The 11,989-nt window shown below is 54.9% G+C and carries 15 protein-coding genes and 1 other RNA gene; 14 read left to right on the top strand and 2 right to left on the bottom strand.

From position 1 onward, the window contains the following. Positions 1 to 165 precede the first annotated feature (165 nt). The 6 genes from PG883_RS21005 to PG883_RS21030 all read left to right on the top strand — a co-directional run bounded on the left by PG883_RS21005 (position 166) and on the right by PG883_RS21030 (position 5,083). On the top strand, positions 166 to 333 hold the full coding sequence (locus PG883_RS21005; protein ID WP_270807996.1) for a hypothetical protein: 168 nt from the start codon (positions 166 to 168) through the stop codon (positions 331 to 333). Further along, on the top strand, positions 330 to 716 hold the full coding sequence (locus PG883_RS21010; protein WP_244812731.1) for a PD-(D/E)XK nuclease family protein: 387 nt from the start codon (positions 330 to 332) through the stop codon (positions 714 to 716). The genes PG883_RS21005 and PG883_RS21010 overlap by 4 nt, the downstream gene beginning before the upstream one ends. A 73-nt stretch (positions 717 to 789) precedes the next feature. Then, entirely contained in the window at positions 790 to 1,197 is a 408-nt protein-coding gene (mntA, locus tag PG883_RS21015; protein WP_024943932.1) for a type VII toxin-antitoxin system MntA family adenylyltransferase antitoxin, read from the top strand. A gap of 8 nt (positions 1,198 to 1,205) precedes the next feature. Further along, a complete protein-coding gene (locus tag PG883_RS21020) occupies positions 1,206 to 1,505 on the top strand; it encodes a nucleotidyltransferase domain-containing protein (protein WP_270807999.1) in 300 nt (99 codons plus the stop codon). A gap of 9 nt (positions 1,506 to 1,514) precedes the next feature. Then, positions 1,515 to 1,904 carry an HI0074 family nucleotidyltransferase substrate-binding subunit gene (locus PG883_RS21025; protein WP_270808001.1) on the top strand — a complete coding sequence of 130 codons (390 nt, stop codon included), beginning with the start codon at positions 1,515 to 1,517 and terminating at the stop codon, positions 1,902 to 1,904. Next, positions 1,901 to 5,083 (top strand): type I restriction endonuclease subunit R, encoded by a 3,183-nt coding sequence (locus tag PG883_RS21030; protein WP_270808004.1) that lies wholly within the window; start codon positions 1,901 to 1,903, stop codon positions 5,081 to 5,083. The genes PG883_RS21025 and PG883_RS21030 overlap by 4 nt, the downstream gene beginning before the upstream one ends. A gap of 267 nt (positions 5,084 to 5,350) precedes the next feature. On the opposite strand, the gene PG883_RS21035 is transcribed toward PG883_RS21030, so the two are convergent. Next, the gene (locus tag PG883_RS21035; protein ID WP_024943929.1) at positions 5,351 to 5,728 is read right to left on the bottom strand and encodes a hypothetical protein; all 378 of its coding nucleotides are present in this window, start codon (positions 5,726 to 5,728) and stop codon (positions 5,351 to 5,353) included. A 261-nt stretch (positions 5,729 to 5,989) separates the two neighbouring features. Between PG883_RS21035 and radC the strand changes: the two genes are divergently transcribed. From radC to PG883_RS21065, 6 genes are all read left to right on the top strand, one after another. Next, on the top strand, positions 5,990 to 6,457 hold the full coding sequence (gene radC, locus PG883_RS21040) for a RadC family protein (protein ID WP_005324908.1): 468 nt from the start codon (positions 5,990 to 5,992) through the stop codon (positions 6,455 to 6,457). Beyond that, positions 6,454 to 6,822: a DUF2787 family protein gene (locus PG883_RS21045; protein ID WP_270808006.1), complete on the top strand. Its 369-nt coding sequence runs from the start codon at positions 6,454 to 6,456 to the stop codon at positions 6,820 to 6,822. Before radC ends, PG883_RS21045 begins: the two co-directional genes overlap by 4 nt. Before the next feature lie 5 nt (positions 6,823 to 6,827). Then, positions 6,828 to 6,968 carry a hypothetical protein gene (locus PG883_RS21050; protein ID WP_021230273.1) on the top strand — a complete coding sequence of 47 codons (141 nt, stop codon included), beginning with the start codon at positions 6,828 to 6,830 and terminating at the stop codon, positions 6,966 to 6,968. After that, positions 6,965 to 7,108, top strand: a complete 144-nt coding sequence (locus PG883_RS21055) for a hypothetical protein (RefSeq protein WP_167332170.1) — start codon at positions 6,965 to 6,967, stop codon at positions 7,106 to 7,108. Before PG883_RS21050 ends, PG883_RS21055 begins: the two co-directional genes overlap by 4 nt. 240 nt (positions 7,109 to 7,348) lie before the next feature. Then, complete coding sequence (locus PG883_RS21060; protein ID WP_005324902.1) at positions 7,349 to 7,912, top strand: recombinase family protein; 564 nt, start codon at positions 7,349 to 7,351, stop codon at positions 7,910 to 7,912. A 92-nt stretch (positions 7,913 to 8,004) separates the two neighbouring features. After that, positions 8,005 to 9,486, top strand: coding sequence for a hypothetical protein (locus tag PG883_RS21065; RefSeq protein WP_245147241.1), 1,482 nt, complete (start codon positions 8,005 to 8,007; stop codon positions 9,484 to 9,486). Positions 9,487 to 9,761: 275 nt separating this feature from the next. Here the strand turns inward: PG883_RS21065 and PG883_RS21070 are convergent, their stop codons facing one another. Beyond that, on the bottom strand, positions 9,762 to 9,944 hold the full coding sequence (locus PG883_RS21070; RefSeq protein ID WP_005324899.1) for a hypothetical protein: 183 nt from the start codon (positions 9,942 to 9,944) through the stop codon (positions 9,762 to 9,764). 269 nt (positions 9,945 to 10,213) lie between these two features. Here PG883_RS21070 and ffs point away from each other — a divergent pair. Together ffs and PG883_RS21080 are read left to right on the top strand one after the other, a co-directional pair. Continuing rightward, positions 10,214 to 10,307: signal recognition particle sRNA small type (gene ffs, locus PG883_RS21075), an RNA gene on the top strand. Between the two features lie 97 nt (positions 10,308 to 10,404). After that, entirely contained in the window at positions 10,405 to 11,553 is a 1,149-nt protein-coding gene (locus PG883_RS21080) for a site-specific integrase (RefSeq protein ID WP_260750231.1), read from the top strand. The last annotated feature ends 436 nt before the right edge of the window (positions 11,554 to 11,989 follow it).

Below are 11,989 nucleotides of genomic sequence, written 5' to 3' on the forward strand. Positions count from 1 at the left end.
ACCTTAGACCGCGCAAATGTTTGGATTTCAGGCAACCGCAGATCGTGTTTGATGAACTACGACAGGTTGCTTGATTTGGCGGGTGTTGCACTTCGGAGTTGAATTCGCGAAAACTTAGGCAATATTCCCATAGTAATCCCTCCAATAAATGAAATTGCTGCTCATTTGAAGCATATTGAAAACAAAATTGTTAATTTTGATAATTTGGCAGAAAAGGCTGGAGTGGCTATTCAACTGATGCAAGAACGTCGCACCGCCCTGATCTCCGCCGCCGTGACCGGCAAGATCGATCTGCGGGGCTGGACGCCACCCGCCGAAGAGGTTGCCGCATGAGTTCAATGCCGCAAACCGAGGTGACTGATGCTATCGCTCCAGACATCAATGACGAGCAGTACCGCTGGCTGACCGAGTTGATTTTCGATAGTAAGGAGCTCGATAAGCTGGGGGGCATGGTCTCGGAGTTCAACCTGTTTGAAGCGATGGGAATGGTGCGTCAGGAGATCCGCCACTCCCATTTTCTCGGCACCCTCTTTAATCCCCGAGAACCTCATGGTTTGGGCTCTCGCTTCTTTGAATCGCTGCTTTCAAGGTTGCTCTATGTGCCGGATCGGCGTAGTGGCGAAGTATCCCTGCTCGATATCCATCTCTGCGATTACGACGACCTGCAGGTGTTTCGTGAGCAAGATCGTATCGATCTACTGCTGGTGAGCCCGTAGGTTCGATTAGCGAAGCGTAATCGGACGATCGCGTTATCAGACCTTCTCGTTTTCTCGCACAGGAGTGAATGGTATGACTCTGCCTACCCTCACCGCACAGTTAGCCGCACTCGCCGCCGCTCACCCCGAGGTGATGGTGCTGTGGCTCTATGGTTCCCACGCCAAGGGGAACGCTGGGCCCCACAGCGACTGGGATCTGGCGGTAGCCTTCGACCCCGTCAAATTGGTTGACTCTCTGGATAACCGGTTGCGGCCCGAGTTGCTGGCCCTCGACTGGCAGCGAGCCTTGGGGCTGGCCGAGGGGCAGTTATCGGTGGTCGATATCAATCAGGCGCCCATTCCGCTTGCCTTTGCGATTGTCGATGCCAACCGGGTACTGTTTTGCCGCGATCAGGGTCGCCGTCTGCGTGAAGAAGCCCGTATCATGTCGCAGATGGAATTCCTTCTCTACAGCCAAGCCAATGAGCATAAGAAATACTGAGGTCTGGTATGCAGCTTGCCGATTACCAATTTCTACAGGCACTGGCGAGATTACCGTTTGTCGAGGCGATCTGGCTGTTTGGTTCACGGGCCCGTGGCGACCACCGTGAGCGTTCCGATATCGATCTGGCCATCGAGTGCCCCGATGCCAGCGAGGCGCAATGGCAGCAGGTGTTGGCGATCATCGATGAGGCCGATACCCTGCTCCCTATCGATTGTGTGCGACTCGATGAGGAGTCGCCCCAGAGCCCGCTGTATCAGGCCATCCTGCGTGACAGGGTGCCTCTCTACCGACGAATGACGCCTTAAGGAAGTGCAATGAGTCTGGATCTGAATCTGGTTGCCCTTGGCAACGCCCTGCAACGTCTCGCCGAATCCCTGAGCTATGACGCGAGCCAACCGCTGGTGGTCGATGCCAGCATCCAACGCTTCGAGTTCTGTATCGAACTGACCTGGAAGACCCTGAAAAAGGCGCTGGCGGCGGAAGGTATCGAAGCCAATACCCCCCGTGAGTGCATGAGCCAAGCCTATGCGGCCCACTGGCTGGCCGATGAGACGGTCTGGTTGTCGATGCTCAAAGATCGCAACCTGACCTCGCATACCTACAAGGAAGCTCTTGCGGTCGAGATCTATCGCCGGCTGCCGGGGCATCTGGCGGCGATGCAGTCGCTTTATCAGGTACTGCTGGCCCGAGGGGGTCAGCCATGAGCCTGGACCTCAGTTTGGAAAATAGGGCACGGGAGAAGGCATTTCAGGATCATATCATCGAGCAACTGGTCGCATCAGGTTGGTTGGTCGGTGAGTCGGCACTCTATGACAAAGAGCGAGCCCTCTATCCGGAAGATTTGATCGCCTATGTGCAGGAGAGCCAGCCAGAGGGGTGGCAGAAATACTTTAAAACCTACGGTGAGGAGCCAGAGCGTCATCTGCTCAACGCCGTGGTCAGGGCTCTTGAGAGCGATGAGCGGGGCACCTTGTGGTTACTCCGTCATCAGGTAGAGGATCGAGGGCACCGGCTGGCAGTGGCCACCTTCAAGCCTGACCATGACCTTAACCCCACGCTTTGCGAGCGTTATGCCAAGAACCGGCTGCGGGTGGTGCCGGAGCTGGTCTATAGCCCCCATGGCTATGAGGGCCGACTCGATCTCACCCTGTTTCTCAACGGCATACCGGTGGCAACGCTGGAGCTCAAGTCTTGCTTCAAACAGAGCCTGGAGAACGCCAAGCAGCAGTACCGCTTCGACCGCCCACTGGTGACGGCGGGCAAGCGTGAGCCGCTGCTGGCTTTCCGTCGCGGAGCCTTAGTGCACTTTGCCGTCAATCAGTTTGAGGTGGCGATGACCACCCGGCTGGCCGGAGCAGATACCTTCTTCCTGCCGTTCAACCGGGGCACCGCCAAGGGTGGGGCAGGGAACGATCAGCCTGAGACAGGGTTCGCCAGCGAGTACCTATGGCAGGAGATTTTCGCACCCGAGACCTTCCTCAATATTCTGGGTCGCTATCTGCATCTGCAGGTGAAGCACGAAGAGGACGCACTGGGCCGTCTCAAGAAGAAAGAGACGATGATCTTCCCCCGCTATCACCAGTGGAAGGTGGTGGAGACGCTGCTTGCAACGTTGAGCCAAGAAGGCAGCGGCCAGAAGTACCTGATCCAGCACTCGGCGGGCTCGGGCAAGTCGAACTCTATCGCTTGGTTGACCCATCAGCTCGCGTCGCTGCGGCGTGACGGGGATAAGCTGTTCAATTCGGTCATCGTCGTCACCGACCGGACCGTGCTCGATAGCCAGTTGCAGGAGACCATCGCTCAGTTCGATCACGCATCCGGGGTGATCTCCCGCATTAATCGGGAAGAGGGGGATGGCAGCAAATCTGCTCAGTTGGCCGAGGCACTGACCAGCGGCACTCCCATCATTATCGTCACCATTCAGACCTTCCCCCATGTGCTCAAGGCGATTCAGGAGAGCTCCAGCCTGAAATCCAGCCGCTTTGCGGTGGTGGCCGACGAGGCTCACTCCAGCCAGACCGGCAAGACTGCCCGTCAGCTGCGTGAGGTGTTGATGGCCGAGCAGTTGAATGATGAAGAAGAGCTCTCGGCCGAGGATGTGATGAATCTGACCTTGGCTGCCCGTGGCGGCAGTCAGAACATCAGCTACTTCGCCTTCACTGCTACCCCGAAGGCCAAGACGCTGGAGCTGTTCGGTCGCCCGCCCAAGCCCCATCTGCCCATTTCTGATGAGAACAAACCCGAGCCATTCCATGTCTACACCATGCGCCAGGCGATCGAGGAGGGGTTCATCCTTGACGTGCTGCGGAACTACACCAGCTACCAACTGGCCTATAAGCTGGCGATGGAGAGCGAAGCGGCTGATGCAGAAGTGGACAGCAAGAAGGCCAAGCGCAAGCTATCCCAGTGGGTCCGGCTGCACCCGCACAACATTGGCCAGAAAGTGCAGGTGATAGTCGAGCACTTCCGCCAGCACGTTGCACCGCTGCTGGCCGGTCAAGCCAAGGCGATGGTGGTGACCAGCAGCCGGATGGAGGCGGTCCGCTACAAGCTGGCGTTCGACAAGTACGTTAAGGACCAGGGTTATCAAGCCATTCGGGCCATGGTGGCCTTCTCGGGCGACATCGAGGACGAGGGACAGACGTGGAACGAGCGGAACATGAATCCGGAGCTGAAGGGCAGGGACATGCGTAAGGCGTTCGATACGGCTGACTATCAGGTGATGCTGGTGGCCAACAAGTTCCAGACCGGGTTCGATCAGCCCAAGCTGTGTGCCATGTATGTGGACAAGAAGCTGACCGGGGTGGACTGCATCCAGACCCTCTCGCGGCTCAACCGCACCTATCCGGGCAAGGAGAGTACCTATGTGCTCGACTTCGTGAACGACCCGCAGGATGTGCTGGAAGAGTTCCAAAAGTATTACGAAACCGCCACGCTGGATTCAGTGTCGGACCCGAACCTTATCTATGACCTGTTCCACAAGCTCAAGGGCGAAGGGATCTTCACCTGGCCCGAGGTGGTAGCGTTTACCGATGCCTACTTCGACCCCAAACGGGGGGCCGATGCCTTCTTGCGGCACGCCGTTCCGGCCAGAGATCGCTTCGCCAAGCGTTACCGGCTGGCCATCGATGCTATTCGGGAGTGTCGGACCCAGCTCAAGTGGCTGATGGAACAAGGTGGTTTAGGTAGCGACCAGGTCAATGCAGAGCGTCGCCTGAAGGAGGCAGGGGAAGCCCGTTCGGTGCTGGAGCTGTTCAAGAAGAACCTCAACGGCTATGTGCGGTTCTACGAGTTTGTCTCCCAGATCACCCCCTTCGACGATTACGACATGGAGCGGCTGTGTGTCTTTGCACGCCACCTGCTGCCCCTGCTGCGGGAAGAGGTGTTGGATGAAGAGCAAGTAGACCTTTCATCGGTGATGCTGAGCCACTACCACCTTAAGGCCAAGCGGACACAGGATCTGCAACTCAAAGAGAATGCGGCCGGTTATGGGCTGGAGGGGATCGCCTCCCTCGGCAGCGCCAAGCCGAAAGAGGAGAAGAAGGATTTCCTCTCCGAACTGCTGGCTCGGATGAACGATCTGTTTGGCCTGGAAGTGACTGATGGGGACAAGCTCGACTGGGTGCAGGGGATGGTCAGCAAGCTAAGCGAGAACGGCCCCCTGATGGAGCAGGTCCGCAATAACCCACGGGAATCGATTCTGCATGGCGATTTCCCGAATGCGGTGGATGAAGCCGTCATCGGGCGAATGGAAACCCAGCAGGGCATGTCGCTGACGTACCTCTCTCACCCCGATAAGGCCAGGGCATTGCAGAATATGCTGCTGGACTTGCTGCTCGAGGGGTTGGCTGGCCATCAGTCATTACGGACACAGAGCCAGTAGGCGTTTGCTGGAGGTGCATGTTAGGGCTGACGTGCTCCTTCAGCGGCAATGAGCCCGATCAAAGGAAGTGGGAACACCATCCTAGGCTAGGTAGGTCGAGGAGGTCTGCCGATCTGCTGAAATTTTGGCAGATTTAAGAACTTTTTCTACGAGATTTCATACAGAAAAAGTTCTATAAAATGCTGAAATTTCAGCAGATTGAACATCCAAAATGACCCCTTTGCCTTTGATGGCGGGCAAAAGGGCCAGATTCAAAATCAGCAGATATTAGCCTTGCGGGTTCCGCAGTGGACGCCAGACGTATCCTGATAGCTCTTTGGCATTTGCCGGGGGCAGAGTATGCAGATCATCTGCTTCGAAACCGAAATGGTTCATCATCTCTGACAGGGAGTAGCAGAGTTGATCGCCTTCCGCTTGACTGAAGGTGCCGTCATAGCGCTGGATGAAGTTCGGGGTGAAGCTCTCACCTGTTGTGCAGACCGGCAGCGTCTGTATCTTGAGATCTTCTGGCCCACCTTCTGTAATCTTGACGGCGTACCCGAGCAATGGGTAACGCTCTAGGGTCGTTTCTCCGTTGTCATTTGGTTCGACAATGATGTAACCGTACTCACTGGGCTGAGCGGGGATAAAATGAGTAGTTGCCACTGGTGTTCTCCTTCACACAAAACGAGACGATATTGCTAACAATTGGTCTCAAGTGGGTTTTAACCCCTCTTTTTTGACCGCAAGTGGAAACATATCGCGTCATGAAGGGGAAAACCGTGAAATCCGTCTAAAAATTTCTAAGAGGGCTCATAGGTGAATGTGGGCCCCTGCACCCCTTATACCAGTTCCGTTCGGATTCAATAACAACCAAATCCCCTGGCATAAGTAACTCGTGTACCCAAACGACGCGAGGTTACTGTTATGTCACAACACTATGATGATCACCCCGGACAGGGCGATCACATCATCAATCAGGCATTGGCCATTCTGGAGAGCCGACAGCGGCATCTTGGCAATGCCTTCACTCAACCCAAAGCGGCAGCAGACTTCCTTCGGCTCAAGATGGGGGAGTACGAGCGGGAAGTGTTCGCCGTCATGCTGCTCGACAATCAACACCGACTGCTCGATTACCAGGAGCTGTTCTTCGGCACCATCAATGCAGGCACCGTTCACCCCCGTGAGGTGGTCAAGGCGGCCCTTAACAGAAACGCCGCTGCGGTCATTCTGGCCCACAACCACCCCTCCGGTATGGTCGACCCCTCGGATGCCGACAAGGCTGTTACCGCTCGTCTCAAGGATCTGCTTGAGATGGTAGACGTGCGAGTGCTCGACCACTTTGTGGTGGGACAGCACGACATCTTCTCGTTTGCCGAGCGGGGGCTGCTATGACTCCATCCAAACCGCTACAGACTCTGTTCGCCAAGATCATCGGTAGCTACCCCGATGCCACCGCCCTGACCCTCAACTTCCGTAGTCCCGATTATTCCGCCGACACTGGCGGTTACCGTCCGGTCGAAATCCGTCTGGAAAAACGGGCTGAGAGCTGGGGGATGGCCTACGTCACCGAGTTCACTTACCTCGGTGGCGAGCTGGTCAAGGATCTCGATTTTGACTTCAACGCCGGGCTGGCCTCACAGCTCTGGTGTGGAGAGCGGCCGCTGGCCACCACCATGGACCTCTACCGGCTCTGGGAGAGGAACTTTCTCGACTACCACCGGATGGAGGTCTACCGCCTGAAGATAACCCCTGAGTAATCGCCATGAATGACTTCATGAAAACCTTGCTGCTGGACGCCTTGAAGGCAGCCCTGACGGCATTTGCGTCGGTCATCGTCAACGCGATGATGGCCCGCTACATGCCGCCACACTTCTACAACATGAACGAAGAGGACTACCCATGAACAAAATGATCCTGACCTCGGTGACTCTGGTTGCCATTGCAGGGGGAACCCTGATGATCCGCCTCATCGCCCGTGACAAGGCTCACGCCGAGGAGCTGGCCAAGGTATTGCGGATGCCTGGCGGGTCGACGCGTCATTGAGATCCCCTGGTCGGCACCCTGCATGACCAATAGATAGAGCAGCCAGAGCATCTGGTTGACTACCCCTGCGGGCCCTCCATCACGGAGCGGCCCGTTTTCATTTGTATCACTGGCTCAGGTCAATAGACCAAGGCCATGTGACGCGAGCGAAAGCAGGACTTTTTGCCGGTCACATGGGTTCCTTTGGACCTTTTGACAGGTCGCGTCAGTGTACCTTGCCCTATTGACCAGGAGGAGACCATGGCACTGGTGGGATATGCACGTGTCAGCACTGTGGGGCAGAGCCTGGATGCCCAGCTTCAGGCACTGGCCGAGTGCAGCAAGATATTTCAGGAGAAGGTGAGCGGGGCCAAGGATGATCGCCCGCAGCTCTCGTTGATGCTGGATTTTGTTCGTGAGGGAGACGTGGTGATGGTGACCAAGCTGGATCGCTTGGCTCGCAACACTCGCCACCTGTTGGAGATCTCGGAGTACCTGCACGCTAAGCGGGTTGCTCTGAGGATTTTGAATCTGGGTATCGATACCTCGACACCTACCGGAAAACTGATGCTGACCATGATCGGTGCCATCGCCACGTTTGAGCGGGAGCTGATGCTGGAGCGTCAGGCAGAAGGGATTGCAATGGCAAAACAGCGTGGGGTCTACAAAGGTCGCAAGCCGACTGCTATGGCTAAAGGGGAGGAGGTGCTGTCACTTGCTGAACGGGGACTAGCTAAGGTCGAAATCGCACGCCGGACGGGGATCAGTCTCTCCAGCGTGCAGAGGATCTTACGCGGGATGGAGGTAAATTCAATGGAATCATAGGCATGTAGGACAATGTCCACTCTCATGAAAACGGTATCAATCACATAAATATATCTGCAGATTCTTTAGTATTTCTCCTTTGGAGCGGTCTATTGAATCGTTATGAAAATATAGGGAACAAGGAGAAACTGATGACAGTTCGTTCGTGGGTATGCATAGGGGTTTGTCTGGCTCTTTCTGCTTGTGGCGGCGGAGGGGGCAGTGACAGCGATAGCACCAACCCTCCGGCCGTTAAATCTTCTATCCAAGGAAAGGCCATCGATGGTTACATCAAGGGTGCCACAGTGTACCTGGACCTGAACTTCAACAAGCGGCTCGACGCAGGCGAACCCAGCTCTGTCACCACAGAGCTCGGCGATTACCGTATGGAACTTACCGGTGCCCAAGAGCAGTGTGCCGAATACGTGCCTCTGGTTGTGGACGTACCTGTAGGTGCGGTTGACCTTGATACTGGCGTTGTCGAGGAGGCATACCAGATGGTTCTGCCTCCCAAGTTTACCCCGATCTCCAACGATGACCTCCTCCACGTTACTCCGCTGACGACTGTCCTTTGGAGCGATGTGGAAAAGCAGTTGGCCAGCGATGGTGCTCTGACTTGCCAGTCAGTCATGGCCGACCAGCTGAAGCGAGAGAAGATCGCGTTCGAGCTGCGAGAGTCTACCAACCGCGTGATCAAGCACTACAACATCTCAGAAAAGAAGCTGTACGCTGACTACATCGCCTCTGGTGACGCTGAAACCGCCACTCTGGCCATGGAAATCGTCCGAGGTCTGCAGGCATCATTCGGGGAGACTGAAGTGTTGAAGAAGCAGCACCCAGATGCGTTCTATGCCTATGTGGACTACCACATCGGTGACAATCGCGACCTAGATAACGCCTACCCCAATGCCTGGTATCGTGAACAGGGTGTCTATTGGGATGATCGTGCAGTTACTCAGTTGGCAAAGGTATCCTCTGACTTCACGCAGGTGATCCGCCAGTTGGCCTACAGCGAGCGTCACTTCCGCAAGACTGCTAGCTACAAATATGTCAACGAGTACAGTTTTGAGTCAAAAGGTGGGGATGACTCTCCGTATGCCTGTGGTGTGCAAGAGGCTATCGAGCATGTAGCTGGTAACAAACTGTATGAGTTGTCCAACTTGGTGAACTTCCAGGCTAATAGCTTTGAAGAGTGTGTCATCGACAACTTGGTTGATGTGGTAACGCAACGCCATGTAGCCGTAGAGGCCACTAATGGTGACGTTAAGTCCACCGGTGAGTTCATCTACGACCGTCAAGCTGGCAGCTTCCCCTTCTTGAACGACTGGATTGGTGTGGCTGATACTATCGATACCCTCAATATGGCTGATCTGGGGTCTGCTCTGGAACAGCTCCCGTATGGTTTCGAAGACCAGACTATCGAGCCAGATGCCCGTTTCTGGGCGAAGACTCAAGTCACCACAGACACAACCGGGGTGAAAACTGAAGTTCGCTACAACGAGCTCGGTAACTATGTCAAAACCGTCACTCAAGTAGACGGCACCTATACCACCGAGTGTGGTACTGATGGTGTGATATGGGGAACATGTAGCTAATAACAACCCAAGGAGCCCTTGCCGGGCTCCTTTTTAGCAGGTTTTGACTGGGTCAAGCCGGTATCGATGCTTGGCCCGGCAGCCACGGCACCATGATTGTATCCTGGTTACACCAGCCATCCGTCTGAATCCGAATTCTCCTGCCCGATAGAACACATGAACGCCAGCCTGTTCTGAACAGTTCGGGCAGCTTTTGAGTTTCTGCCCGTTTTGATGGAACACAACTGAATGGTTGAGGGGCTGGCCACAAGAACACTGGTCGGTCATCGATGAACTCACTTCCGGCGGTTGTCGGTTTCTTTGGCTACCCCTTTGAAGGGATCCCCACCTTGTTTCTGCTCGATAAACTTGCCGCTATCCGTATCGCGTTTCGTCCAGTTCCCATTAACCGGGTTCTGAACTTGGGTACGGTCGTTGACGGAACCTTGTCGATAGCCTTTGCCTGTGTTCGTAGCCATATGTCACCTCGGGTTTAAGTGAGACCCAAAGTTACCATTAGATTTCATTTCGCTCAATATTGGGTTGATTGTTGAGCTTCTGCGGGAGGGGATGGGGTCTTTAATGAGGTGCTTGCAGTGTACGGGGGAGGGCGGGTAGGATTGCCCTGTTTGTTACCCATTTAAGCATGTCCACTTGATGTGGATGACCGTACTTGCGGCGGATTCTCGCTTGTTGAGGTTTCAGAACACTGTGATGGCGCTCAGTTCCATCCCCAAGTGCCTGATTTATTTGGGCTCGCATTGATAACCCGTCGACCTGGTCAGGACCGGAAGGTAGCAGCCAAGGCGGGGGACTCGAGTGCCGGGATGTGGCTGGTAGGGCCACCACTTGTTTCTGCCATTCAACAAGTTACAGATAACAACCCCCTTCAGACCTCTTGGTAATCCACTTCATGTGGATGAATCAGGAGTCTTCAAAGTGAATCTCTGGCTCAGCCCTCAAGGTATCTGGTACTACCGCAAGGTGACAGTGCTCCCCAGTGGTCGCCGCAAAGACATTAAGAAATCTCTCCGTACTCGGGACAAGCTGGTCGCTCGTCAACAGGTGGCTCAGATGCTTGCCTGTGCGCGTTCTCGGGTAAAACCAGCGGCTGTCCAGCCAGAACCTCAGCCAAGCTCCCTGCCGGAGCCTCAGTGGCTACAGCAACAGACACCATCTGCGACCAAGCCAGCCCCTGCGGCGCCTTCTGCCATTGCATCCCCTCTACTCTCAGAACTCAGTGACCGTTATCTGAAAGAGAAGGCGCTATCTTGGGCACCCAAAGAGCTCAGTAACCAGAAGAACTACATCGGCTACTTCATCAAAGCGCTGGGAGATAGATCTCCAACCGCGTACAGCAAGGCCGATGTGGTCAAGTTCAAGGACGAATTGCTGAACTCAGGTAAGAGCCCGACGACTATCAACAAGTACCTCCAGAAGCTCTCGCTGTTGTTCGTCTGGCTAGGCAATCACCACGAGGGCATCGTCAATCACTTTGCTGGGCTCAAGCTACAGCGGGTTAAAGAGGTCAATGCTCGAAGTAGCTATACATCTGCGGAGAAACAGCGGTTGATCCAATGGGCGAAGGAACAGGAGCCATACCGCAAGTGGATAGCGCTGCTCGGCCTGTATACCGGAGCGAGAGCCAATGAGATTTGCCAGTTGTACGCAGACGATGTGCAGCTGGTCGACGAGGTATGGTGCCTGAACATCAGGGACAACCGCCCAGACCAGAAGCTCAAGACGGTCAACAGTGCCCGCCTGATCCCTATTCACTCCTCGCTGATTGCTGGTGGCTTTATCGACTTCGTGCAGGAAAGGGCAGGGGGGAGGCTGTTCCCTGAGCTACCTCATCGACAAGACGGTTACAGCCATCTTTGGGGGCAGTGGTTCAGTCGCCATCGTCCCGTAGATAAAGACTTCCACAGCCTGCGTCATACAGTGGCAACAGCGTTAAAAGATCATGGTGTACCGTTACAGTATGCGGCGGCAATCTTGGGGCATACCAATGGTGCCATCAGCTATGATCGGTACGGTGGTGGGGTAGCAGTCGAGAAGCTACAAGCAGCTATCGAAGCGGCACTATGAACGAACTACCTTGGAGATCACCCCATAGGTACTTCAGCCCAAGAAAAGAGTAACTATTTAGCTAGATGCTGATGAGCACAAGGAAGAGCACCAGTGGAACACCAGAGGCCTGATAATGCACTACCTGATTTGAATGAGTTAAAAGAGCAAATTGCGTTGGAGTATGGGCGATGCCTCCTCCAGTTGCAGCAGTTTGAATTGATGCTCAAAGCAACCTTGCCCACTCTGAAGGTGAGCGGGTTCTCTGATGAATTGACTAGTAACGTAGAACGCGATCGCCAGCGTCTAGGTGGTAAGACTCTGGGTCAATTAGTTGGACAGTGGAAGGTAATCCCCCCGAAAAACTGAGGTGCTCATAAGTAGAATTTTCTCGTATCTTGAACGCAGGAGGTTCTACATGAAAACATCACGCTTTAGCGATGCACAGATCATCGCC

It is taken from the genome of Aeromonas sp. QDB25, assembly GCF_027707725.1.
In the GTDB taxonomy this organism is placed as follows: domain Bacteria; phylum Pseudomonadota; class Gammaproteobacteria; order Enterobacterales; family Aeromonadaceae; genus Aeromonas; species Aeromonas caviae.

What these genes read in the sequence shown, in the direction of transcription:
- PG883_RS21010 (WP_244812731.1), top strand. Translation starts at nt 330, where the DNA reads ATGAGTTCAATGCCGCAAACCGAGGTGACTGATGCTATCGCTCCAGAC.
- mntA (WP_024943932.1), top strand. Translation starts at nt 790, where the DNA reads ATGACTCTGCCTACCCTCACCGCACAGTTAGCCGCACTCGCCGCCGCT.
- PG883_RS21020 (WP_270807999.1), top strand. Translation starts at nt 1,206, where the DNA reads ATGCAGCTTGCCGATTACCAATTTCTACAGGCACTGGCGAGATTACCG.
- PG883_RS21025 (WP_270808001.1), top strand. Translation starts at nt 1,515, where the DNA reads ATGAGTCTGGATCTGAATCTGGTTGCCCTTGGCAACGCCCTGCAACGT.
- PG883_RS21030 (WP_270808004.1), top strand. Translation starts at nt 1,901, where the DNA reads ATGAGCCTGGACCTCAGTTTGGAAAATAGGGCACGGGAGAAGGCATTT.
- radC (WP_005324908.1), top strand. Translation starts at nt 5,990, where the DNA reads ATGTCACAACACTATGATGATCACCCCGGACAGGGCGATCACATCATC.
- PG883_RS21045 (WP_270808006.1), top strand. Translation starts at nt 6,454, where the DNA reads ATGACTCCATCCAAACCGCTACAGACTCTGTTCGCCAAGATCATCGGT.
- PG883_RS21050 (WP_021230273.1), top strand. Translation starts at nt 6,828, where the DNA reads ATGAATGACTTCATGAAAACCTTGCTGCTGGACGCCTTGAAGGCAGCC.
- PG883_RS21055 (WP_167332170.1), top strand. Translation starts at nt 6,965, where the DNA reads ATGAACAAAATGATCCTGACCTCGGTGACTCTGGTTGCCATTGCAGGG.
- PG883_RS21060 (WP_005324902.1), top strand. Translation starts at nt 7,349, where the DNA reads ATGGCACTGGTGGGATATGCACGTGTCAGCACTGTGGGGCAGAGCCTG.
- PG883_RS21070 (WP_005324899.1), bottom strand. Translation starts at nt 9,944, where the DNA reads ATGGCTACGAACACAGGCAAAGGCTATCGACAAGGTTCCGTCAACGAC.